The organism is Paenalcaligenes hominis, assembly GCF_011927625.1.
GTDB classification, from domain to species: Bacteria; Pseudomonadota; Gammaproteobacteria; order Burkholderiales; family Burkholderiaceae_B; genus Paenalcaligenes; species Paenalcaligenes hominis.
The window spans coordinates 467,380-491,250 of record NZ_JAATIZ010000003.1 but is presented as its reverse complement, the minus strand read 5'-3'; the positions used below and the strand labels follow the sequence as shown (position 1 = coordinate 491,250).

The following is a 23,871-nucleotide window of genomic DNA, read 5'->3' as shown; positions in this document are numbered from 1 at the left end:
GTCTAAAATGAGGGCAACTGGAGGATTTATGCACATTCATATCTTAGGTATTTGTGGAACATTTATGGGCGGGCTCGCCCTCATTGCCCGGGCGGCCGGTCATACCGTTACCGGGTGTGATACCGGTGTTTACCCTCCTATGAGCACTCAGCTTGAGGAGCAAGGTATTGAGCTCATCGAGGGCTACGGAGTAGAGCAACTAGCGCTGAAGCCCGATTTATTTGTCGTCGGCAATGTGGTTAGCCGTGGGAATCCCTTGATGGAAGCCATTTTGGACCAAGGGCTACCTTACACGTCTGGCCCCCAGTGGTTGGGTGAATCCATTTTGCGCTCCCAACATGTGTTAGCCGTAGCCGGTACGCATGGTAAAACCTCTACCAGCTCAATGCTAGCTTGGATCTTGGAATACAACCAACGCCAACCTAACTTTTTAATTGGTGGCGTCGCACCGGATCTAGGCGTGTCGGCACGATTTAATGCCGAGCACTCTTTATTTGTTATCGAGGCTGATGAATACGACACGGCTTTTTTTGATAAGCGTTCCAAATTTGTGCATTACCGCCCCCGTACTGCTATTTTGAACAACCTAGAGTTTGATCACGCTGATATTTTTGCCGATTTAACCGCCATAGAAACCCAGTTTCACCACCTCGTTCGTACTATTCCCGCCAATGGCCTGGTGATTCGTCCTCATCACGCAGACGCTTTAGATCGCGTACTAGAGCGCGGTTGTTGGACGCCCGTGCAAACCCTAGAAGACTCCTCGGGTTGGCATGCTACCCAAAACGCACCCGGACAGCTCTCTGTTTACTATCAAAGCACCCACCAGGGTGATATTCACTGGGGCCTAAGCGGTGAACACAATCGCTTAAACGCTTTGGCCGCGATTGCGGCGGCTCAGCATGTAGGAGTTACCCCAGCGCAGAGTTGTGCTGCGCTCAGTGCCTTTAAAGGCATTAAACGACGCATGGAGCTACGCGGTACGCGTGCAGGTATTCACGTTTATGATGATTTTGCGCATCACCCGACGGCAATTGCCTTGACCTTAGAGGGGCTAGCTAAACATTTACCCCAAAACGAGCGCATCCTAGCCGTGCTGGAGCCGCGCTCAAACACCATGAAAATGGGTGCGATGGCCGCTCGCTTGCCCGAAGCATTACGCCAAGCACACCACACTTTCTGCTACAGTGAACCCAGTGGCAAACATGCTCTGACGTGGGATGCCCAACGCACCTTTGCCCCCTTAGCCGAGGCCATCACGATTAAAGATGACCTCACTGAGCTCACCCAAGCCATTGTGCAATTTGCTCAGCCTAATGATCACATTGTCGTCATGAGCAATGGTAGCTTTGGGGGCATTCACGAGCATATTTTACGTGGCTTAGCCCAACGCTTTAATGTGGAGCACGCATGATTCTGTATTTGCATGGCTTTAAGTCATCGCCCCGTTCATTTAAAGCACAAGTGCTTGAGCGTGTCGTGGCTGAGCATCAGTTAGCCTCGCGGTGGTGCTGCCCGCAATTGCCCGCCAGCCCCGCTGCCGCCATTGCGCTATGTAATGAACTCATTCAAGCTGCCCAGCTTAATGATCCCTCTACTGAGCTCGTTATTATTGGCTCATCGCTAGGGGGGTATTATGCCCATGTTTTAGCAGAGCAATGGCAGTGTAAAGCCGTGGTGCTTAATCCTGCTGTGCACGCTGCTCGCGACCTGGCTACCCAAGTCGGTTCACACACCATGTATCATTCAGATCAGCCCTTCGAATTTCTACCTGAGTATGTCGACGAGCTACACGCCATGGCCCCTTCTTCCTGCACTCAACCGCAGCGCTATTTTTTAATCGCGTCTCGGGATGACGAAGTGCTAAATAGCCACGAAATGGTGGCATTTTATGAAGGCAGCCAAGGTTTGCTTATTTTTGGTAGCGATCACGGCATGGCCGATTTTGAACTTTATCTAGCGCCTGTTTTACACTTTATTAACGCCTAAGCCCACCTCTCATTATTTGTTTTACCTCAAGAACTCTTATGTACGTCCTTTTTGAAGACAGCGGTAAATTTAAAGCTGAAAAAATATTTTCTGATGCAGACACCACCATGCAGGTTGAATCCGCAACAGGAAAACGCAGCAAAATTCGTAAAAACAACGTGTTTTTCGAATTCGCGCAACCAGAGCCGGCTGCTTTGTTAGAGCAAGCCGAACAGCTCGCTGCCGACCTGGATATTCAGTTCTTATGGGAATGTGCCCCTCAGGACGAGTTCAACGCGGTGGATTTTGCTGAGGATTACTTTGGACATCCGCCTAGCGCAGTAGAAAAGACGGCCTTGATTCTAGCGTTACACGGGGCGCCTGCATACTTTCACCGTCGAGGTAAAGGACTGTATCGTAGTGCACCACCTGAAATCCTCGAGGCGGCCTTAGCGGCGATAGAAAAAAAGCGTGAACAAGCCGCACAGCAAGAACAATGGACCGCGGCCATGATAGCTGGCGAACTGCCGGCCCCAATTGCCGCTGCTGCCAATAGTTTATTAAGCAATCCGGATAAAAACAGCCTCGAATGGAAAGCCTTTGACGCCGCTGTGAAAGAGCTTAACTGCAGCCCTGAACAGCTATTACTGGATCTCAATGCATGGTCCAGTCCCTTGGCTTTGCACCGCCATCGGTTTTTCTCGCAGCATTTCCCCCGCGGTACGGATTTTCCAGATATTGAGTTAGGCACTGAGTGGGGTACTGATTTACCGGTTGCTGCCGTCACGGCCTACTCCATTGATGATGCAGGCACTACAGAAATCGATGATGCCTTATCTATCCAAGAGCTTGCTCCGCATCAGTGGCGGGTAGGTGTGCATATTGCCACGCCGGGTTTAGCCGTACAGCGTGACAATGAACTCGACGCGATTGCACGTAAGCGCTTATCCACCTTATACACCCCTGGGCAGAAAGTTCCCATGTTGCCCGAAGCCGTCATCCGTGCTTTTTCCTTAGACGAGGGCATCGAGCGTCCTGCCTTATCCCTATATGTTGATGTCGATCTGCAATCCCAAACCATTACACACACGCGTACCGTCCTAGAGCGTATTTGTGTCAAAGAAAATCTACGTCAACATCAGCTTGATCCATTCGTCACAGTAGAAGCGCTCAATGACCCAAGCATCGCATTGCCCTATGGGGGTTGGTTACGCCCTTTGTGGCAGGTCAGCCAATTTTTAAGCCAACAACGTGAACAGGTGCGCGGCAAGCCAGAAAATAATAATCGTGTTGAGTTTTTGTTCGAGCTCGCCGGAGCGCCCGATGACCCGGATAGCATCGTGAGCTTAATTCCACGCGTACGCAATGCCCCTGTGGGCCTGATCACAGCAGAAATGATGATCTTGGCCAATAACATCTGGGGCGGGTTATTAGCTCAACACGATGTGCCGGGCATTTATCGCTCACAACAAAATATGCGTACCCGCATGTCGACTCACGCCTTGCCCCACGACAGCATTGGGGTGCCTCAGTACGCTTGGTCTACCTCTCCTTTGCGCCGCTATGTGGACTTAGTGAATCAATGGCAAATCCTTGCTGCTGCCGAACATGGGGTGTCTGCGCGGTTGGTTGCGCCCTTCAAGCCTAAAGAGTCCGATCTGTACAGTATCATTAGTGCTTTTGAAGCTCAGTACAGCACATGGAATGATTTCCAAAATCAAATTGAGCGCTATTGGGTGCTACGTTGGTTGCAACAACAAGGCATTACTCAAATGCCAGTGACGCTTATCAAAGAGGATCTGGTCCGTTTTGACCTGGCTCCTTTTGTGATGCGCTTACCCGGCATCGGCGAATTTGAGCGCGGCCAAAAACTTATTATTGACCTCTTGAGTTTTAATGAACTAGAGCTAACTATAGAGGCTCGCCTCCGAGACGTTGTGACCCCTAACGAGGAAGCCACCAGCCCAAGCGTTTAATCCCATGAGCAAGCCCCGTTTTTTATCTCGTAACGATCACTTGTGGCTAGCGGTGTTTTTATCACTGCTGCTGCACGGGCTTGCTCTGGTGTATTTTTGGCCTGAGGCGCCTACTGTTCGTTCTGAAACCCTCGAACCAGAAATTACCTTAATTAATTACCAAACCGAGGCCACAGACCTTGAAGCTGTGCTATTGGCGCAGTGGCATGCGGTAGGTGGCGGCAGCGCCGACGACGATCAAGTCACCTCTGCCCCTTTTACGGGTCAAGCGGTGCCTAGCCCTGACTCACTAGTGCTGCATGCTTTGCAAGAGCGTCTACGCCAAGCCGAAGCAGAGCAGCAGCAACGTCTGATGCAGCTCGAGGCGGAATGGCAAGCGCAACAGGCCATTCCTAAGGCCGACCAAAGTCCAAATGCTGAATTCGACCAAGAGCCATCGACCGAGCAATTGCAGCTAGCTCTTGAGCTTCATGCGTTAAAAGATAAGCTGAATCAGTACAATGCCAAACCGCGGGTTCACTTTGAAGCGCCATCCGCTAAGGCTTCTGCTTTTGCCGCCTACGTCGAAGCTTGGCGTGCCAAAATAGAACACTTGGGTACAGAACACTACCCCGACCAAGCCAAAGGCCAGTTATCTGACGCCTTGCAAATGACGGTGTACATTGATCAAACAGGCAATCTAGTCAAAATAGACATTCACCAGCCTGCACAAAACCCAATATTTAACGTCGCTGCTCAACGTATAGTACGATTAGCGGCCCCTTACCCTGCTTTTTCTGCTGAAATGCGTGCTCAAACCGATATTTTAGCGATCACGCGAAGCTGGCGTTTCACCAAAGGCAATTTAAAAACCGACTGACTACTATGACTTCCAATACACTTATTCGTTGCGCTGTGGTAGGCAACCCTATCGCCCATAGTCGCTCCCCTGAAATTCATCAGGCTTTTGCAAAGCAATGTGATTTAGCGTTGCATTATGATCGTATTTTGGCGGATCCCAATGATTTTAGTGATCATGTACGCGGTTTTTTTGCCCAAGGTGGTAAGGGGCTAAACATTACCGTTCCCTTTAAAGAGCTTGCCTTTTCCATGGCGCAGGTGCGCAGCCCCCGTGCCGAGTTAGCCGGCGCAGTCAATACCCTTTGGATGGACAACCATGTCTTGCATGGCTGCAATACCGACGGTGTTGGCTTGCTTAACGATTTAATTCGCTTAGGGTTTGACCCAAAAAATAAACGCATCTTATTAATAGGGGCTGGCGGCGCAGCACGCGGTGTAGTGCTTCCCTTACTTTCAGCACAGCCCTCTCACTTACGCATCATTAATCGCACAACGCAAAAAGCGCTAGATGTCGTGCATGAGCTGGCCGCACAACCCGAGCCATTGGCGACGACCACGCGTATCGATAGCGGCGACTTGAACCACATCGAAGGCACTTGGGATATTGTCATTAACGCCACTTCCAGTGGCCTACACCAACAAAGTCCACTGCACACAGCTCCTGTGTTTAGCGACAATGGGTTGGCGTACGATATGGTTTATGGCAATGAGCCCACCCCATTCCTACAGCAATGCCAACAAGCTGGCGCGAGCCACTGTGCTGATGGACTTGGCATGCTCGTGGGTCAAGCGGCCGCTAGTTTTTTTATTTGGCATGGATACGAACCCGAGTTAGAGCCAGTGCTGGCTAGCTTACGCTAACAGTGGCTATAAAACGGCAAGCTCCCCACATGTTCAAGCGCGTACTCATCGTCATCGCGGTGAGTCTGCTGCTCGTTTTTTTGTATCAGTTCAGCTTTTTGGTGCGTGTGGTGTGGTTTAACTTTTATAACCCCAGCTCCACTGCTGTCATGCGCGAAACCTTAAGAGACCTCAAACGAGAAAATCCAGATGCCCAGCTGCAGTACACGTGGCTCGATTACGATCAGATCAGCTCGAACTTAAAACGAGCTGTCATCAGCTCAGAGGACGCCAATTTTCTCGTCCACAGGGGCGTGGAATGGGAAGCCATTCGTAAAGCGTGGCATTACAATCAACAGCAAGCTGCGCAAGGCTCAGAGCGACGCCGTGGGGGGTCAACCATTACGCAGCAACTTGCAAAAAACTTATTTTTATCCAATAAACGCAGTTACACACGTAAAGGCCAAGAACTTATTATTAGCGTTATGCTTGAGCAAGTCATGTCTAAACAACGTATTCTCGAGTTATATTTAAATGTGGCGCAGTGGGGTAGTTCCGAGTTTGGGGCTCAAGCCGCTGCACAGCGCTATTTTAAGCGCTCCGCTAAGCAACTCAGCCCTGCCCAAGCCGCTCGTCTTGCAGCCATGCTGCCTAACCCTGTTTTTTATGACAAAAAAGGCAACACCTCGTACTTACAGCGCCGTACTCATACCATTGTGCAGCGCATGCGTTTGGTGAATGCCCCTTAATATTTACATTTATGCGCCTTGCTCGTCGCTACTTAGCCACTGAAATTTATCGCTCTAGCGCTGTTGTGCTGTTGGCCTTATTAGGCTTGTTTAGCTTTTTTAACCTAATCGAAGAGCTAGATAAACTCAGTGCCAGCCTAAGCTTGGGCAGTTTATTGTATTTACAATTACTTAACCTACCTACCCAACTTTACGAGTTACTACCGATTGGTCTATTAATCGGCGCCGTACTGGCTTTAGCAGGTTTAGCGCAACGTAACGAACTGGTTATTTTACGTGTATCAGGCGTCAGTGGTTTACAGCTTTTAGTCAGCCTATGGATCATCACCATACCTTTAATGATAGGGGCGCTTGTACTTTCTGAATACATCACACCACGCGCTGAAATCCAAGCCAGTGAAAGCAGTCTAAAACTGTTGGGCAAGGCAGGCGGTGGCCGTTTAAATAGCGGCTATTGGTTTAAAGAAAATGGGGCTAATGATCAAACGCGTCTTATTAATATTACGCACTTACGAGGCACGTCTCAGGTAGAGCAAGTGCACGTCTACGAGTTTGATGCCGACCAACATTTACAAAGCTATACCCAAGCGGCCATGGGCGAATTCACACCCAACCACCTATTGCTTAAGGAAGTGCAACGGTCTGTTATCAACCCCGATGCGCTCCAAGCCCTAGAAGCCGGCACAACTCCTTCTGCCCCCATCATCACCCTTGAACATACGGATCAACTTGAACTAGAAACCAGTTTAAGCGCAGAACGTCTTTTAGTGCGCGTGTTGACACCAGAGCGCATGGCCGCCACAGATCTTATTGACTACATTGCGTACTTAAAAGCCAATCAACTGGAAACGGAACGGCAAACCGTAGCACTATGGCGTAAGTTGGCTTACCCCTTTACCTTGTTAGTGATGATTACCATTGCCGCGCCCATTAGCTTTATGCAGACACGCCATGGCGGTGTAGGGACTAAAATCTTTTTGGGTATTTTAATTGGGGTAGGTTTTTTTATGGCAAACCAGCTCGCCCTCAACCTGGGCATGCTGACTAACTGGCAGCCTTGGCTCACGGCACTATTGCCTAGCGTTTTTGCGTTAATTGTGGCGCTTGGGGCCTTGCTGATCATTGAAAACGCCCACCGCTGGGCACGCCATTTTCATAGGGAGGCCTAATGTCCACGCCTGACTACTGGGTTATTGGCGATGTCCAAGGCTGCATTCGCAGTTTGCAGCACCTGCTCGCTCAACCCGAGCTACAACAGCCTGATGCGCACTATATTTTTGTTGGGGATCTGGTCAACCGTGGGCCAGGTTCACTCGAGGTGCTCACACTCGTTCATGACTTAGGTGACCGCGCTCAAGTGGTTCTAGGTAATCATGATATTCACCTGCTAGCCGTTGCCGCTGGGGTACGTAAACAGGGCACTCACGACACCTTAACCCCTATTCTTGAATCGCCTTCTGGGCCCGCGTTAATTGACTGGTTACGGCATCAACCTTTAGCCTTGCACCAAGTGGGGCATGTCATTGTGCATGCGGGGTTGCATCCCACGTGGACGCTTAACCAAACCTTAGCCTTAGCTAAACGTATCGAGCAGCGCTTACAAGCCCCCGATTGGCAGCAGCATATTCAGACCTTATTTGGAAATGAGCCCAACCAGTGGCGTACTGATTTGTCTGATACAGATACAGAGCGTTTAGTCGTGAATATTCTGACACGCTTGCGTTTCTTTGATGCGCATGGCGGGCTAAGTAAATACTCTGGCGCCCCCAATACCACTGACCTAACACCTTGGTTTGCGATGCCAGCACGTTGCATTGAAACCCCTGTGGTCTTTGGTCATTGGTCGACGTTAGGCTTATATATGCAAGCCGACGTGGTCGGGCTTGACACGGGTTGCCTCTGGGGCGGGCAATTAACGGCGATGCGTTTGCGTGATCGCAAATTGGTTCAAGTAGAAAATCGAGATGGCGCATTAAGCCCTTTTTCGACCTGAGCCAATAACAAATCATAGGCCTGCTGCGCGGTGGCGGCTCGGCCTTGCGCTTGATTCTGCGTATGGCGCAGTGGCGGCAAAAACACACATTCGATGCGCACGCCTGGCTGCGATAATAACAACCAGCCGTTGCGCCATAAACTTTGCTCACCCACAAAGGCAACCCGATCACTACGGTGATTCCCATCAAAAAAGCGCAAAGCGACGGGTTGAATATCAACTTGGGTTCTAAGAGCCGTTTCAAATAAGCTGGCGTGAAAAGGCCTGACGGTGAAGCCGTCAGAGGTTGTGCCCTCGGGAAATAGGCCGACTGCCTGTTGCTGCGCAAAGCGCTGTTGCATTTGTGCTGCTACGTGTTTGATTGCATGACGCTGGCCCCGTTCTATATAGAGCGTGCCAGCCCCTGTGACTAACCACCCCACAAAGGGCCAGCTTCGTATGTCACTTTTAGCAATAAAAGAAGTGGCACGTTTTTGGTTAACAACAAAAATATCTAACCAAGACACATGGTTTATAACAAACAAGATGGGTTGATGAAGCTCGGGCTGGCCCATATAGTCAACCTGTACACCGCACCACACGAGTAACCACTTAGACCACCATGCATGAACAGTTTGACGACGCGCTTGCGTCCACAGAGGAAATAGCAAGCCCAAAATCACTAGCCCTAAAAGCACCCATAGACTCAGCGCTAGCGCACGCCAACTAAAACGAAGCAGGCTTCTCATTCGTGGTGATCTAGCCAACGTTGTAAGATCACGGCTGCCGCAACGGCATCATCATCGTCATTATTGGCCAATAGCGCTTGTGCCTCGAGACTAGAGCCGCGCTCATCCACTAAATGCACTGTTAGCGCGTAACGGCCGTGCAGCTGATTAGCAAAACGGCGACAGCGTAACGAGGCATATTGTTCTTCGCCTGTCAGCGTCAAAGGCAAGCCCACAACTAGCGCATCGGGCTGCCACTCGTTAAGTAAGGCTTCGATTTGAGTAAAGCGCTCTGCTTTGGTCACAGGTCGTAAAATAGTCAAGGGACGTGCCAGACCGGTTAAAGTGTTGCCAATCGCCACCCCAATCTTTTTTAAGCCGTAATCAAAGCAAAGCAAGGTGTGATCTGCATCAGGCATGACCGGAGGCTCCGGTCAGCATAATGGGATCAATCCCTAATTGGCCTAAGGCAGCCTGATAACGCTCGGCGGCAGGCGTAGAGAATAAAATGTCGAGATTAGCATCGACATGAAGCCAAGCCCCACCAGCCATTTCCTCTTCGAGCTGCCCGGCTGACCACCCTGCGTAGCCCAAAGTGACCAATAATTGATCTGGACCACTACCAATCGCTACCTCTTGGAGCACATCGCGTGATGTCGTTAGCGCCACCTCGGAGCCCATACTAATGCTTGAGCTGTAATCGCCAACGGGTGTATGCAACACAAAGCCACGATCCGTTTGTACTGGACCGCCAAAGAACACGGGCGCATTTTGGCGCACCCCTATTTCTAAGGACAGGTCTAAATCAATACGCTGCAATAGATCCCCTAGAGTGAGATCGGTAGGGCGGTTGATCACAACGCCCAATGCGCCCTGCTCGTTGTGTTCGCAGATATAAATAACCGTATCCGCTAAACTTCCACCCACCATGCCCGGCATGGCAATCAATAACTGATTGGTAAAGTCAACTCGCGGGGCTTGGGATGCGTTAGGGGTAAGTGTAGTCATCAGAATCTCCTTGAGTTGTTAGGCAAAGTGGGAACCCAATCACTAGAGACATGGCTTCGGGTTATACCTCGATCATTTCAAAATCTTCTTTACGTGCACCGCATTCTGGACAGACCCAGTTAGGCGGCACGTCTTCCCATTTTGTACCAGGAGCAATGCCTTCTTCGGGCAAACCTGCTTCCTCGTCATAGATCCAACCACAAATTAAACACATCCATGTACTCATAAAATACTCACTAAAAAAACCACGATTGCCCTTTAGGGCGAGCAATCTATTAAAATGGGTTGATATTACTGAAAATAAACAGAATTTAACACCTGTTCATTTATCCATTTACGACATATTGTCTCGCATTTTTTCTTTGACACTGCCGCTATGACCGCAACCCCACCGCCTGTAGTCTTGGTTTTTGCTCCGTTAGATCCTACTGGCTCTATGTATTTACCTGCTGATGCTGTCAGCTGTGCTGCCGTGGGCTGCCATGCGCTAAGCATTGTAACGGCAACTCATGTGCAAGACACGACCCATACCGAACTGATCACACTCAGCGCACCCGACGTCATGTATGACCAGATGCGCTGTCTGCTCGAAGACATGAGCGTCCACAGCATCAAGGCAGGTCCATTGTATTCCATTGACGCTGCCAGTGTTTTAGCACAAATCGCTGCTGATTATACGGAATTACCGCTGGTCTTACACCTGCAGTCTATTCCCGACGAGGACATTCTTAGTAACGATGCTGAAACCGATGAAATTGCTGATGCTATTTTTCAGCTTGTGCTGCCGCAAACCCAAGTCGTCGTAGCAGATCATACTTTACTGGCACAATGGCAAGCCGATGGCTTACTCGCAGAAACCGATAACCCCATTAGCAGTCTGCTAGACTTCGGTGCAGAGACGGTGTTTTACACCTCGCCGGCTACCGACCCAGGCTATGTGACGCATCAGCTTTATAGCCAAGACGGCTTACTGCACGAGTGGCAAAGCCCTGTAGCGCCTGCGCGTCTTCAAGACACAGAAGGGCTACTGAGTACACTGATTAGTGCGTATTTAGCCCAAGGGCTAGACACTCGCAGTGCTTGTGCCAACGCCATCATTTATACAGATAAGGCCGCCGAGCACGCATTTCAAGCCGGGATGGGTAGTCGTATCCTACGACACGTCGTATCCTAACCGAGAACACGATGAGCTTACCTTTACGTTTTCCACGCGGTTTATATGGCATTACTCCTGAATGGGATGACACGCCACGCTTATTAGATGCTATCCAAGCCGCCCACGAGGGGGGCATGGTGGTATTACAGTGGCGCCGTAAACTCGCAGATGCAGAACAGCATCAGGCCCAACGCCACGCCGTACAACGTGTATGTGCGCAATTGGAACTCCCTTTAATTATTAACGACGATTGGCAGGTTGCGCGCGATTTACATGCCGCCGGTGCCCATCTAGGCAAAGATGACGGGGAACTAAACGCTGCTAAAGCTGGCCTACATACTAACCAGTGGCTTGGCAGTACCTGCTATGACCAACCCGCCTTAGCCGAAAAAGCCTTGCAACTTGGGGTGGACTATGTGGCATTTGGGGCGGTTTACCCCTCTTTAGTGAAGCCACACGCACCGCGTGCCACCCTCGATATCTTGCGTCAAGGCCGTGCTTTATGCGAACACTATGGCGACTACACGCGCGCTGCCGTAGTCGCCATCGGTGGCATCACCTCCAGCAACGCTGCCCCCCTTATTGATGCTGGCGTAGATAGTATTGCTGTTATTAGCAGTCTATTCGAAGCGCCCGATGTGTATGCCGAAGCGCGTGCCTTCAGCCGTCTTTTTACTTTATGATTCACAGGATTTTTTATGTCTAATAATCAAGAGCTATTTGCTCGTGCATCCCAACATATCCCTGGCGGAGTTAACTCCCCCGTGCGCGCTTTTGGGTCAGTTGGCGGCACGCCCCGTTTTATTGCGCGCGCCCAAGGGGCCTACGTCTGGGACGCCGAAGGTAAACAGTATATTGATTACGTGGGCTCCTGGGGCCCTGCCATTTTAGGCCATGCACACCCCGAGGTGGTGAAAGCCGTCCAAGACGCAGCCGTCAATGGTTTGTCTTTTGGCGCTCCTACCGAAGGCGAAATTGAACTGGCCGAGCTCATCAGCCAACGCCTCCCCTCAATGGAAAAAGTACGCTTGGTCAGCTCTGGCACCGAAGCCACTATGAGCGCTATTCGCTTAGCACGTGGCTATACCGGCCGCAATAAAATCATTAAATTTGAAGGGTGTTACCACGGTCACGCTGACAGTCTTTTAGTGAAAGCTGGCTCTGGGCTGTTGACCTTTGGCAACCCCACTTCGGCCGGTGTGCCCGAGGACTTTATTCGTCATACGCTCGTATTGGACTTTAATAACCTAGACGCCGTGAAAGCGGCATTTGCCGAGCACGGTGACGACATTGCCTGTGTGATTGTCGAGCCTATTGCCGGTAATATGAACCTAATTAAACCGGTATCTGGTTTTCTCGAAGGCTTGCGCGAAGTATGCACGGCGCATGATGCTGTCTTGATCTTTGACGAGGTCATGACCGGTTTCAGAGCAGGCCCCCAAGGTGTACAAGGCCTTAGTGGCATCACCCCCGACTTAACCACACTGGCTAAAGTCATTGGGGGCGGCATGCCCGTAGGGGCTTTTGGTGGCCGCGCCGACATCATGGATTGCATTGCGCCGCTAGGAAATGTTTATCAGGCCGGTACGTTATCTGGCAACCCCGTCGCCGTAGCAGCTGGGTTAGTAACCTTAAAGCTATTGGATAACGACGCGTTTTATACTCAGTTAGCCCAACAAACCAAAAAACTGGCTGATGGCCTTCAAGAGGTAGCACGCCACCACGCTATCCCTTTCTGTACTGACTCGGTAGGTGGCATGCTAGGTCTCTATTTCAGCGCTTCTGTACCCACTACGTATACAGAGGTGGCTGCTAGCCGTATCGACCTGTTCAAGCAGTTTTTCCATGCCATGCTTGACGAGGGCGTGTATTGGGCGCCTTCTGCTTTCGAGGCCTCTTTCACCTCGGGTGCGCATACCGATGACATCATCCAAGCCACCCTCGAGGCCGCTGACCGCGCCTTTAAGAAAGTGAAAAACTAGCATTGCTTTAATCTTTGATTATTCGCAAAGCACGACATAGCATGCCCACCTAGAATCAAATAGACCCTGATTATGTCTATTCAAATCCTCTTAGGGCATTGCTATGTTACTAAACGATTTACCTTTTGCATCGACCCAACCTGATCTACCCGATCTGGAAGGCCGTCTTAAACCAAGCGCTTGCCATCATTTGCGCACTTGGTTGCGTTACCTTAGCTGCGGACGCCTCATAGAGAATGAAATTCGCAGCCGCTTACGGCGCGAGTTCAACACCACCTTGCCGCGCTACGAAGTCATGGCTCAGCTAGAGCAATTTCCTCAGGGCATCAAAATGAGTGATTTATCACGCCATATGATGGTAACAAACGGCAATATCACTGGCATTGCTGACCAGCTCGTTAAAGAGGGTCTAGTACAACGTGTGCAACTACCCCGTGATCGCCGTAGTGCATTGTTAAAGCTAACCTCTAAAGGTCAAAAGCACCTACAAGCCCTGAGCAACGCGCACAATGAATGGGTCTGTTCTGTCTTTGGCAAATTGTCCGAGGCCCAAATTGACGCCATGATGAGCTCGCTTGAAGAACTAAAAAAACACTCACAAGACTTTAGCCAGCCTAGCCACTAATCAATCCAGCAAAAGCACGGTAATATAAGAATTTACATCATCTTTAACGCTTCCAATTAGGTGTGCTTATGGCTGTTAATCTTACTATTCCGGCTCAATCCGATATTCATGCTGTTCAAGGCGTCCAAATTGGTATCGCCTCAGCTGGAATTCGTAAAGCAGGCAACAAAGACCTAACGGTCTTTACTTTTGTTCCTAATACTTCCATTGCTGGGGTATTTACCACTAATCGCTTTAAAGCCGCCCCAGTTCAGGTTTGCGAGGCGCACCTTGCCACCGAGTCCGATGTACGCGCGCTTGTTATCAATACAGGCAATGCCAATGCAGGCACAGGCGAACCTGGCTTGGCTGATGCCAATCAAACGTGCAACGAGCTGGCCAAGCTCTTACATCTACGCCCAGCTCAAATTCTGCCCTTTTCGACGGGTGTTATTCTTGAGCCCCTACCTATGCCTAAGCTGCTGGCTGCCTTGCCTGCCGCCGTTAGCGACCTTCAAGACAACAACTGGTTTAATGCGGCGCACAGTATCATGACCACCGATACCCAGCCAAAACTGCATTCCCAACAGCTTAACCTAGCAAACAAAACCATTACGATTACCGGCATCAGCAAAGGCGCGGGTATGATCCGCCCCAACATGGCGACTATGCTTGGTTTTCTTGCGACTGATGTAGGCATTGCCCCCGAGCTGCTTCAAGACATGACGCGTGAAATAGCAAACAAGTCTTTTAACCGCATCACGATTGATGGCGACACCTCAACCAATGACTCATTCATTATTGCGGCCACAGGTCAAAGCGGGCTGCATATCGATAGCGTTGCCAGCCCCCATTACACGCCTGTATTTAATGCTCTACGCGAAGCCGCTATTGATCTCGCGCAGAAAATTGTCCGTGATGGCGAAGGCGCCACCAAGTTCATGACCATTACCGTCGAGGCCGCTCGTAGCTCCGAAGAAGCCCGTAAAGTGGCTTATTCGATTGCGCACTCTCCGCTAGTTAAAACCGCTTTTTATGCCTCAGACCCCAACCTAGGGCGTATCTTGGCAGCGATTGGTTATGCTGGGGTGCACGACTTAGATGTGAACCTAATTCGCTTGTGGTTAGGTGATGTCTTGGTGGCCATTGATGGCGGACGTAACCCTGATTACCTCGAGGCAGACGGCAAACGTGTGATGGAGCAAAGCGAAATTCTAGTTCGTGTTTCCTTAGGACGAGGCGAACATACGGAAACGGTCTATACCTGCGACTTTTCTCATGACTATGTATCTATTAATGCAGACTACCGTTCTTAATTGTCAACAGGCTTAAACCCCATCAGTATTATCCCCTTTTACCAATAATGAAATAACTTGATACCCTAAAGACTTAACTAAATAGGCTTCCCTAGTGCCAAACGCGGTAGGGAAGACTGCAATTCCCTACCCGTAGTATTTGTAGCAGGAGGAGACGAATGAGTCGCAAGAGCTATGTACGCGGCAGTACCGAAGTTGCACTCACCCATGAAACCATTGGTGATTATTTTGACCGAGTCGTAAAAACCCACGCGAATCACGATGCTCTTGTTAGTTGTGCGGAAACCATTCACTGGACCTGGCAAGAACTTCATACACAAGTTGAACAGGCCGCAGCCGGGCTATTGGCTATAGGACTAGAGCCCGGCGATCGCCTAGCAATCTGGGCAAATACCAGTAGCACATGGCTAGTAACACAGCTGGCCTGTGCTAAAACCGGCATTATTCTCGTTAACATCAATCCTTCTGCCCGCCCTTCAGAGCTCACCGAACAGCTCAATGCGGTACAAGCCAAAGGCTTGGTATTTCAAACTCAATTCAAAAGCAGTCATTACACTGAAATGCTGCAAGCCCTTTTACCCGAGCTTGCGCATCATCATGCCTCCGAACTCCATGCTCAAGCCATTCCTAGCTTGCGCTACCTTATTCAAATCGAAGACCCAGCCCCCAGCGGCATGCTCAGCTTTGCCCAACTAAAAGCCAAAGGCACACAGCTCAACCCCGAACGGCTCGCACAAGCTCAAAGCCAGATTCAGGCCCACGACCCGTGCAACATTCAATTCAGTAGCGCACTGGGCACCTTTGCCGCCCCCGTTACCCTGACGCATTTCAATTTACTGAATAATGGTTTTTTTATTGGTCAACAAATGCAGTACACGCCCAACGATAGGGTTTGCATTCCCGTACCGCTTTTCCATTGTTTTGGTATGGTCATGGGCAATATGGCATGTATTGCCCATGGGGCCACTATGATTTACCCCGACGAGGCCTTTGACCCAGCGCGGGTTCTAGCTGCTATCCAGTCCCAACGGTGCACCGCCTTATATGGCGTTCCCGCTATGTTTCTCAGTCTGCTTGACCACCCTCAGCGTGCTACAACCGATGTCAGTTCCTTGCGCACGGGTATTATGGCGGGCGCTCCTTGCCCAATTGATGTCATGCAGCGTGTCACCACAGAACTGCATATGCCCGAGGTGCTTATTGGTTACGGCATGACCGAATCATCCCCTATTTCGTTTATGACGGCTCGTTCCGACCCGCTTCAGCTGCGCGTCAGCACCGTAGGCCAGGTTCAACCCCATATCGAGGCACAGTTGCTTGATGAACACGATGACATCGTGCCTATCGGCACCGTGGGTCAACTTTGTGTGCGTGGTTATCACGTCATGGCCGGTTACTGGCAACGCGACGACCTAACACAACAGGTCATCAAAGACGGTTGGCTCTATACAGGTGATCTGGCTCAATTCGATGACCAAGGCTACTGTCAAATCGTTGGCAATATAAAAGACATGATTATCCGGGGCGGGGAAAATATTTATTTGGCTGAAGTCCACAGCTTTTTACGCCATCACCCAGCCATAGATGAACTCATTCTCTTTGGTGTACCCGATCAACGCATGGGCCAAGAGCTCTGCGTGGCCGTGCGCCTACAAGACGGTCACAGCCTAGATGCGGACCGCTTACGTCAGTACTGCCAGGGTCAAATCGCGCATTACAAAATTCCGCGTTATGTCCTGTGCTATACCGACTTTCCTAGCGCAGAACATCAATCAACCAAAGAACTGCTTGTCGCAGATGCCATCATAAAACTCGGTCTATAAACGATATCAACGACTAGACAGTGCGCCTTAAAGCACTGCTTATAGGGAGACAACATGGGCTTAACGTCAACGTTAACGTCAACGCCGAATCCAGACGAGGTAGTTTTAGCGTGCCATAACATTAGCCGCTGGTTTGGGGGCTTGCATGCCGTCAAACATGTGACGATGGAAATACGCAAAGGAGAAACCCTCGGTCTGGTCGGCCCTAACGGTTCGGGTAAAACCACTACCGTGAATGCCATTACGGGTTTTTTTCCACCTCAAGAAGGGGAAATCATGTATCGGGGGCAACCGATACAACGTATGCGGCCCCATGAAATTGCGCAGTTGGGCATAGCACGTACCTTTCAAAACGTGGCGCTCTTTAAGGGAATGAGCGTGCTCGACAATATTTTGCTAGGCCGCCATAACTTTATGAAGCCCAGCATTATTAGCGCGATGTTTTATTGGGGCTTAGCTCAAAAAGAAGAAATCCTAAACCGCCATAAAGTCGAAGAAATTATTGATTTGCTCCAGCTTGAAGACGTGCGCGATGAACTCGTCGATGTCATTCCACTGGGCACCCAAAAACGCGTGGAATTAGCACGTGCTTTAGTGGCAGAACCCACGTTTTTAATTCTCGACGAGCCGATGGCAGGCATGAACCAAGAAGAAAAAGAGTACATGGTTCGCTTTATTTTAGATGCCAAAGAGGCCTTGGGCCTGACGATCTTGCTGATTGAGCATCACATGGATGTGGTCACTGCTATCTGTGACCGCTTAGTCGTACTGAATAACGGTGAAAAAATCAAAGAAGGCTTGCCCCTTGAGGCAATTAGTGACCCCACCGTTGTAGCCGCCTATATTGGGAGGGTAGACCATGCAAGCGCTTAATGCCCGTGAACAATCCCGTCAGCTTCATCCGCATTGGCAAGACGAAGACAACCTCCTTACCTTGTTGGCGTACAACGCCAACCATTACCCCAATCAAGTCGCTATGCGTGAGCGCGACCATGGAATTTGGCAGGAATACACCTGGCAGCAGTACTTAGATCACGTGCTGGGCTTTGCAGCTGGCCTAGAGCAGCTTGGGGTGCAAGCGGATGACTTAATTCTTATTTTGGGCGACAACCGCCCTGCTTTGTATTTTGCCATGCTGGGCGCCATTGCTGTTGGTGCTATTCCATCGCCCGCCTATCCCGATACCACTCCCGAAGAACTATCAGGTCAAATTCAGCGTGAAAGCATTCGCTTTGCGGTGGCCGAGGATCAAGAGCAGGTGGATAAACTGCTGCATGTGGTCGAACTGCAGGGGCTTAACTCGTCCATAGCAAAAGTCATTTACGACGATCGGCGTGGTTTAGATCAACAAGCGCATCCCTTAACGATTGCGTTTGACGATGTAGTAGAAATGGGGCAAAGCCGTTTAGCGCAAACGCCAAATCTACACGCCGAACTTTTGGCACGCCCTTCCATTCACGATGTGGCGGCCTTACTGCACTCATCAGGCACAACGGGTGTGCCCAAAGGCATTCCGTTAAAGCATGGCCATATCTTATATGGGGTGCGTAACGCGGCCAATGCGGGCTATTTCACTGAAGGCGAGGTGCATATGGCCTACTTGCCTATAGCGTGGGTAGGGGATTTTATTTTCTCTATTGGTGCCGCTTTAGCCTTGCGATTTGTGGTGAATATTCCTGAACGCCAAGAAACCTCACAAAATGATTTACGTGAAATTGCGCCGACGCTTTATTTCTGCTCGCCCCGCGCTTGGTCTACGATGCTTACCCGTATTCAAGTAGGGATTGATGAATCGTCGCCGTTCAAGCAAAAAATCTACCATCACTTCATGGATTTTGCCTTACAGCTGGAACGACAACGCTTGCAGGGCAAACACCCCTCTGTAGGCCAAAAAATGTGGTATTGGGTGGGTAGCCAACTTATTTATAACCCCATCAAAGACCGTCTAGGCTTGTCACGTGTAGAGCGCCCGTATACCGCAGGCGAAGCCATTGGCGAAGAAGTCTTCTTATTTTTCCGTGCATTGGGCCTCAATCTTAGACAGTTCTATGGGCAAACAGAAAACTGCGCCTTAGCGGCGGCGCAGTCCGCTGATGAAGTCAAACTGCATGCGGTGGGCCGTCCTTTCCCAGGGGTTGAGATCAAAATTAATGATGACGGGGAAATCCTGATGCGTGGCGATAATGTCTTTGATGGCTACTACAACAAGCCCGAAGACACCGCTGAAACTTTACGTGATGGTTGGATGCACACAGGCGATGCCGGTTACCTAGAGGACGACGGCCAACTGGTTGTATTGGGGCGTGTTTCAGAGGTGGTTTATACCGCGCAAAGGGAACGCTTTATTCCCACCTATATTGAAAACCGTTTGCAGTTTAGTCATTACATTAAAGACGCTTGCATATTGGGTAAAGACCGTGATCACTTAAACGTCATTATTTGTATTGATTTTCAGGCGGTAGGCCATTGGGCTACAGAAAACAATGTGCCTTACTCGTCCTATGCCGAGCTGTCTCAGCACCCCAAAACCTACGAAATGATCCGCGAACAAATTGAAAAAGTGAATCAACTTTTACCCGAGCCCTTGCGCATCCAGCGCTTTGTTAACCTACACAAAGAATTTGATGCCAACGATGGCGAGGTCACTCGCACCCGCAAGCTACGTCGTAATGTGATTGATCAAACCTACGGCGCCATTATTGAAGCCATGTATAACAATCACGATGACATCGACTTCGAAGCCCCTATTGTGTATGAAACCGGTGAAACAGGTGTGCTCAAACGCACATTACGTATTCATAACACCACTGAAAAAAGGAATTAAGCATGGCATATTTCCTCGAACTGTTTATTAATGGCGCACTAACGGGTTTGATGTATAGCTTAGTCGCCTTGGGTGTGGTTCTCATTTACAAGTCCGCTGGGGTGCCTAACTTAGCGCAAGGTGCAATGGTCATGTCAGCCGCCTATGTGGTCTGGATCCTGAACAGCAACGGGGTTCCCATGGCCCTTGCTATTGTGCTGGGCGCTGTCGTTATGTTTGCATTCGGCATGCTGGCCGAACGTTTCCTATTACGCAAAATGGTAGGGCAACCCATCATCATGATTGTGATGTTAACCCTAGGATTAGAAATTTTTTTACGTGGCTTTGGCCCAGGTTTTTTAGGCGCTGCCCCTAAACAACTCGATATTGGCCTGTCACTAGCGCCTATTATTATTGGCGACGTTTTTATTAACCGTGTTTACTTACTAGGCGGCATTATTGCCCTGTTGCTCATTGCAGCATCGGGGTTATTTTTCCGCACCCGTTTAGGCACCAAGCTCCGCGCTGTGTCGGATGACCACATTTCTAGCTGGTCCGTGGGCATTTCTGTAGAACGCGCCATTGGGATTTCCTGGGGGATCGCTGGCATTTCGGCCTTAGCGGCAGGTGTGGTGTGGGGGTCTGTACAAGGCGTGGACTGGACCCTCTCTGAATTACTTTTCCCTGCCATTGCGGTGGTGATTTTAGGCGGGCTTGATAGTGTCTTAGGTGTACTTATCGGTGGTCTGATTGTGGGTATCTTAGGCAGTGTAATCCCTGGCTATATTGATGAATTTGCCGGTGGTGGCACACGAGATGTAGTGACCTCACTCATTATCCTATTCACTATTATGTTCCGTCCTTATGGCATTTTGGGCCGTGAAGACATCGAGAGGGTGTAACTATGTTTTATCGCTTATCTGGTATTTATCACACACGTTACCAAACCGCCCGTCAATTGTGGCCTATTCCGGCAGATCGGTATCAGATCTACTTTCTGCTAGTCCTAGGCTTAGCCGCCCCTTTCATTTTTAGCAACTTTTATCTTTCTAGCTACATTATGCCGTGGCTTATCCTCAGTGCCGCCGCGCTTTCATTAACGTTGTTGATGGGCATAGCAGGTCAACTGCACTTTGGTTTTGCTTCGGTGATGGCGATTGGGGCTTATACGAGTATTCACCTCACCCGTGCCGGCGTACCGTTAGAACTGGCGTTATTGGGTGCGGGTTTTATGTCAGCCTTGATCGGTAGTATCTTTGGGGCAGCCGCCTTGCGTGTTAAAGGCTTATACCTCGTCATGGCCACCTTGGCCATGCAGTACCTAGTGGACTGGACCATTGTTAACGTTCCCATCATTAGCGGAGGCGCTCAGGCTACGTTGCAAACCCCAGCCACTACTTTTTTATTTGTGGCCCTCAAGTCCGACATGGCTCGGTATTACTTAGCCTTACTTTGGGTAGTGTTTATTACCTTATTAATTCTTAATATTAAACGCTCCAGTATCGGGCGCGCTTTAGTTGCCGTACGTGACAAGGACTATGCGGCCGCTGTCATCGGCATCAACGTAGTGCGCTTTAAACTAGTTGCCTTTTTCACGAGTTCTTTTTTAGGTGGGGTCACCGGTGCCATTTTGGCCTTTTGCTATTACCAAGCCGTGACACCCGAGCAATTTAACTTCAACATTTCGGTTCAGCTTGTCGCCATGGTGTTAGTGGGTGGTTTAGGTAGTGTGCTGGGCGCCTACTTAGGCGCAGGCTTTGTACTGCTTGTTCCTATTTTATTAACCAACGCCGTCATTATGCTGTCCGGCATGGGCTGGCTTGATGTGTCCACCAATTTATTAGCTCATATTCCTCTCATGATTTACGGGGCATTAATTGTTGGATTCTTGTTGTTTGAACCTCTGGGTTTAGGAAAGATTTACGACAACATCAGAAACTATCTGTTGGTCTGGCCTTTCCGTCACTCTAAGCTGTAATCATAAACAGTCATACCACTCTATTTAGGAGACTACGATGAGACATTCCATGCGCAAATTGGCCTTTGGTGCCGCTTTAGTCGCTAGCGCCATGAGTTTTGGGGTTGCCCATGCTAATGACGCCATCAAGTTCGCAGCACCTCTTGATTACACGGCGGTCTATACCTTCTTAACCAATGAGTACGCCCAAGGGCAAAAAGACTACTTACGCATGATTAACGATGCAGGGGGCATTGAAGGGCAGAAAATCGAATACACCTCCTCAGACACAGGAAACCAACCTCAGCGCGGAATTGAAGCCTACAACCGTGCACAGCGTGATGGTGCCATTTTATTTGACTTCCTAAGCACCCCTGTTGCGCGCGCTATGGTGAATCGGGTCTTGGATGACAAGGTGGTCATGATCACCGCTTTCCACGGTCGTGGCGACGCCAGCGATGGCGAGACCTTCCCCTATGTCTTTCCTGTGATGTCAACGTATTGGTCTCAAGCTGCCACCTTAATTGACTATATGGAACAACACGAAGGCGGGCTAAAAGGCAAAAAAGTCGCGCATGTTTATATTGACTCCCCCTTTGGTCGTGAGCCCATTCCCGTCTTAGAAAAATTAGCCGGAAAACTGGACTTCACCCTGCGCACCTTCCCTTATGCCAGCCCAGGCAACGAGCAGTCGTCCACGTGGTCAGAGGTACGCCGCTTCCGTCCTGATCAAGTCATTATTTGGGGCGCAGGCGGTGGTCAAGCGGTATCCGTTCGCGAAGCCATTCGCAATGGTATTGCGCCAGAAAAAATTCACTCAGTCGTTTGGCTTGCTGAAGCCGATATGGAGTCTGTGGGTAAAGATACCGCTAAAGGGATTCGCAAATTTGAAGGAACAGCAAGCGGCACAGACTCTGAGCTAATCCAAGAAATCATCACCAAAGTGATTGAACCTGGTCATGGTTCTGGACCTAAAGAAAACGTTGGCCGCACCTATTACAACGTAGGGGTTGCCACCATGGCTGTTTCTGTCGAGGCCGCTCGTTTAGCCCTAGAGAAATTTGGCCCACCTTTAGACGGTGACAAACTACGTCAAGGCTTTGAAATGATTAAAGACTATGACGCCAAAGGTTTACTCCCACCGCTAAGCTTTAGCACCGAAGATCACCAAGGCGGTGGCTTTGGTCGGGTTTCGCACTGGGATGGCGAAAAGTGGGCGCCCTTAAACGACTGGGGTAACCCCTACCAAGACATTGTATGGGAATCCATTCGCCAAGATGCAGCTGCCTTTAAGGAGGGTCGCTGATGCTAAAACTGAGCAACGTCGAAGTGGTATATGACAAAGTGTTCTTAGCCATTCGCGGTGTCTCACTTCATGTGGCCGAAGGGGGCATGATTGCCCTACTCGGCTCTAACGGCGCAGGTAAAAGCACCACGCTCAAATCCATCAGTGGGCTGCTTGCCCCAGAGCGTGGTGAGGTTACTCGGGGTTCCATCGAGTTTTTAGGCGAGAACATCCTGCCTTATGGTGCCCCCAAGCGTGTTGGAATGGGTTTAGTCCATGTCATGGAAGGACGCCGTATCTTTGGCCATTTAACACCGGATGATAATTTATTAGCCGCCTACCGCAGCGGAGGCTCTCGGGCACGTCTTCAGCAATTGCGCGATATGGTGTATGACTATTTCCCGCGTCTTACCCAATTTCAAAAAACCAAAGCCGGCTATTTGTCTGGGGGAGAGCAACAAATGCTGGCTATTGGGCGGGCTTTGATGACCGAGCCCAAACTGCTTATGTTAGATGAGCCCAGCCTAGGCTTATCGCCACGTTTAGTCCAAGAAATTTTTGGCATTATTCGTAAGATCAACCAAGAAAACAAGATGAGTGTGCTGTTAGTCGAACAAAACGCCGCCGCCGCGCTGGAATTTGTGGATCACGCTTATCTCATTGAAAATGGTCATGTGGTGATGAGCGGCGAGGCCGCGGTGCTTAAAGAAAACCCCGACGTCCAAGAGTTTTATCTGGGGGGATCAGATCGGGTGGACTACCACAACGTCAAACATTATCGACGCCGTAAACGTTGGTTAGCCTAAAGCCAGGGGATTGGGACATTGCGCTCCAATCCCTTTTAGTCTTTCACGCCCCGTTTAG

Annotated in this window: 24 protein-coding genes; 20 read left to right on the top strand and 4 right to left on the bottom strand. The window is 50.0% G+C overall.

Going from position 1 to position 23,871, the window contains the following annotated elements; genetic code table 11:
- The first annotated feature begins 28 nt into the window (after positions 1 to 28).
- From mpl to GGR41_RS09435, 8 genes are read left to right on the top strand one after another with little or no spacing between them, the layout of a single operon-like run.
- On the top strand, positions 29 to 1,414 hold the full coding sequence (gene mpl, locus GGR41_RS09470; protein ID WP_167661620.1) for a UDP-N-acetylmuramate:L-alanyl-gamma-D-glutamyl-meso-diaminopimelate ligase: 1,386 nt from the start codon (positions 29 to 31) through the stop codon (positions 1,412 to 1,414).
- Entirely contained in the window at positions 1,411 to 1,989 is a 579-nt protein-coding gene (locus tag GGR41_RS09465; protein WP_167661619.1) for a YqiA/YcfP family alpha/beta fold hydrolase, read from the top strand. Before mpl ends, GGR41_RS09465 begins: the two co-directional genes overlap by 4 nt.
- A 38-nt stretch (positions 1,990 to 2,027) precedes the next feature.
- Positions 2,028 to 3,944: a ribonuclease catalytic domain-containing protein gene (locus GGR41_RS09460; protein ID WP_167661618.1), complete on the top strand. Its 1,917-nt coding sequence runs from the start codon at positions 2,028 to 2,030 to the stop codon at positions 3,942 to 3,944.
- Positions 3,945 to 3,948: 4 nt separating this feature from the next.
- Entirely contained in the window at positions 3,949 to 4,803 is an 855-nt protein-coding gene (locus tag GGR41_RS09455) for an energy transducer TonB (protein ID WP_167661617.1), read from the top strand.
- Between the two features lie 5 nt (positions 4,804 to 4,808).
- Positions 4,809 to 5,645, top strand: a complete 837-nt coding sequence (gene aroE / locus GGR41_RS09450) for a shikimate dehydrogenase (RefSeq protein WP_167661616.1) — start codon at positions 4,809 to 4,811, stop codon at positions 5,643 to 5,645.
- 29 nt (positions 5,646 to 5,674) lie between these two features.
- On the top strand, positions 5,675 to 6,373 hold the full coding sequence (gene mtgA / locus GGR41_RS09445; protein ID WP_167661615.1) for a monofunctional biosynthetic peptidoglycan transglycosylase: 699 nt from the start codon (positions 5,675 to 5,677) through the stop codon (positions 6,371 to 6,373).
- Positions 6,374 to 6,384: 11 nt separating this feature from the next.
- Positions 6,385 to 7,542 (top strand): LPS export ABC transporter permease LptG, encoded by a 1,158-nt coding sequence (gene lptG, locus GGR41_RS09440; protein WP_167661614.1) that lies wholly within the window; start codon positions 6,385 to 6,387, stop codon positions 7,540 to 7,542.
- On the top strand, positions 7,542 to 8,366 hold the full coding sequence (locus tag GGR41_RS09435) for a symmetrical bis(5'-nucleosyl)-tetraphosphatase (protein ID WP_167661613.1): 825 nt from the start codon (positions 7,542 to 7,544) through the stop codon (positions 8,364 to 8,366). The genes lptG and GGR41_RS09435 overlap by 1 nt, the downstream gene beginning before the upstream one ends.
- Here the strand turns inward: GGR41_RS09435 and GGR41_RS09430 are convergent.
- The 4 genes from GGR41_RS09430 to GGR41_RS09415 form a co-directional block, all read right to left on the bottom strand.
- Positions 8,321 to 9,094, bottom strand: coding sequence for a lysophospholipid acyltransferase family protein (locus GGR41_RS09430; RefSeq protein WP_167661612.1), 774 nt, complete (start codon positions 9,092 to 9,094; stop codon positions 8,321 to 8,323). The genes GGR41_RS09435 and GGR41_RS09430 overlap by 46 nt on opposite strands.
- Entirely contained in the window at positions 9,091 to 9,492 is a 402-nt protein-coding gene (ruvX, locus tag GGR41_RS09425; RefSeq protein WP_077733887.1) for a Holliday junction resolvase RuvX, read from the bottom strand. Before ruvX ends, GGR41_RS09430 begins: the two co-directional genes overlap by 4 nt.
- On the bottom strand, positions 9,485 to 10,081 hold the full coding sequence (locus tag GGR41_RS09420) for a YqgE/AlgH family protein (RefSeq protein WP_077733888.1): 597 nt from the start codon (positions 10,079 to 10,081) through the stop codon (positions 9,485 to 9,487). The genes ruvX and GGR41_RS09420 overlap by 8 nt, the downstream gene beginning before the upstream one ends.
- A 61-nt stretch (positions 10,082 to 10,142) precedes the next feature.
- On the bottom strand, positions 10,143 to 10,307 hold the full coding sequence (locus tag GGR41_RS09415; protein WP_077733889.1) for a rubredoxin: 165 nt from the start codon (positions 10,305 to 10,307) through the stop codon (positions 10,143 to 10,145).
- Positions 10,308 to 10,457: 150 nt separating this feature from the next.
- Here GGR41_RS09415 and GGR41_RS09410 point away from each other — a divergent pair, with 150 nt between their 5' ends.
- From GGR41_RS09410 to GGR41_RS09355, 12 genes are all read left to right on the top strand, one after another.
- Positions 10,458 to 11,255, top strand: a complete 798-nt coding sequence (locus GGR41_RS09410; RefSeq protein ID WP_167661611.1) for a bifunctional hydroxymethylpyrimidine kinase/phosphomethylpyrimidine kinase — start codon at positions 10,458 to 10,460, stop codon at positions 11,253 to 11,255.
- An 11-nt stretch (positions 11,256 to 11,266) separates the two neighbouring features.
- Positions 11,267 to 11,920, top strand: a complete 654-nt coding sequence (thiE, locus tag GGR41_RS09405; protein WP_167661610.1) for a thiamine phosphate synthase — start codon at positions 11,267 to 11,269, stop codon at positions 11,918 to 11,920.
- 15 nt (positions 11,921 to 11,935) lie between these two features.
- The gene (gene hemL, locus GGR41_RS09400; protein ID WP_167661609.1) at positions 11,936 to 13,219 is read left to right on the top strand and encodes a glutamate-1-semialdehyde 2,1-aminomutase; all 1,284 of its coding nucleotides are present in this window, start codon (positions 11,936 to 11,938) and stop codon (positions 13,217 to 13,219) included.
- A gap of 103 nt (positions 13,220 to 13,322) precedes the next feature.
- Positions 13,323 to 13,844, top strand: a complete 522-nt coding sequence (locus tag GGR41_RS09395; protein ID WP_167661608.1) for a MarR family winged helix-turn-helix transcriptional regulator — start codon at positions 13,323 to 13,325, stop codon at positions 13,842 to 13,844.
- A 68-nt stretch (positions 13,845 to 13,912) separates the two neighbouring features.
- Positions 13,913 to 15,139: a bifunctional glutamate N-acetyltransferase/amino-acid acetyltransferase ArgJ gene (argJ, locus tag GGR41_RS09390; protein ID WP_077733893.1), complete on the top strand. Its 1,227-nt coding sequence runs from the start codon at positions 13,913 to 13,915 to the stop codon at positions 15,137 to 15,139.
- Positions 15,140 to 15,297: 158 nt separating this feature from the next.
- Entirely contained in the window at positions 15,298 to 16,962 is a 1,665-nt protein-coding gene (locus GGR41_RS09385; RefSeq protein ID WP_167661607.1) for an AMP-binding protein, read from the top strand.
- 54 nt (positions 16,963 to 17,016) lie between these two features.
- Positions 17,017 to 17,835: an ABC transporter ATP-binding protein gene (locus GGR41_RS09380; RefSeq protein WP_077733894.1), complete on the top strand. Its 819-nt coding sequence runs from the start codon at positions 17,017 to 17,019 to the stop codon at positions 17,833 to 17,835.
- Positions 17,822 to 19,786, top strand: a complete 1,965-nt coding sequence (locus GGR41_RS09375) for an AMP-dependent synthetase/ligase (RefSeq protein ID WP_167661606.1) — start codon at positions 17,822 to 17,824, stop codon at positions 19,784 to 19,786. Before GGR41_RS09380 ends, GGR41_RS09375 begins: the two co-directional genes overlap by 14 nt.
- 2 nt (positions 19,787 to 19,788) lie before the next feature.
- Positions 19,789 to 20,667 (top strand): branched-chain amino acid ABC transporter permease, encoded by an 879-nt coding sequence (locus GGR41_RS09370; RefSeq protein ID WP_167661605.1) that lies wholly within the window; start codon positions 19,789 to 19,791, stop codon positions 20,665 to 20,667.
- Positions 20,668 to 20,669: 2 nt separating this feature from the next.
- On the top strand, positions 20,670 to 21,743 hold the full coding sequence (locus tag GGR41_RS09365) for a branched-chain amino acid ABC transporter permease (RefSeq protein WP_167661604.1): 1,074 nt from the start codon (positions 20,670 to 20,672) through the stop codon (positions 21,741 to 21,743).
- A 37-nt stretch (positions 21,744 to 21,780) separates the two neighbouring features.
- On the top strand, positions 21,781 to 23,028 hold the full coding sequence (locus GGR41_RS09360) for an ABC transporter substrate-binding protein (protein ID WP_167661603.1): 1,248 nt from the start codon (positions 21,781 to 21,783) through the stop codon (positions 23,026 to 23,028).
- Positions 23,028 to 23,813: an ABC transporter ATP-binding protein gene (locus tag GGR41_RS09355; protein ID WP_167661602.1), complete on the top strand. Its 786-nt coding sequence runs from the start codon at positions 23,028 to 23,030 to the stop codon at positions 23,811 to 23,813. Before GGR41_RS09360 ends, GGR41_RS09355 begins: the two co-directional genes overlap by 1 nt.
- The last annotated feature ends 58 nt before the right edge of the window (positions 23,814 to 23,871 follow it).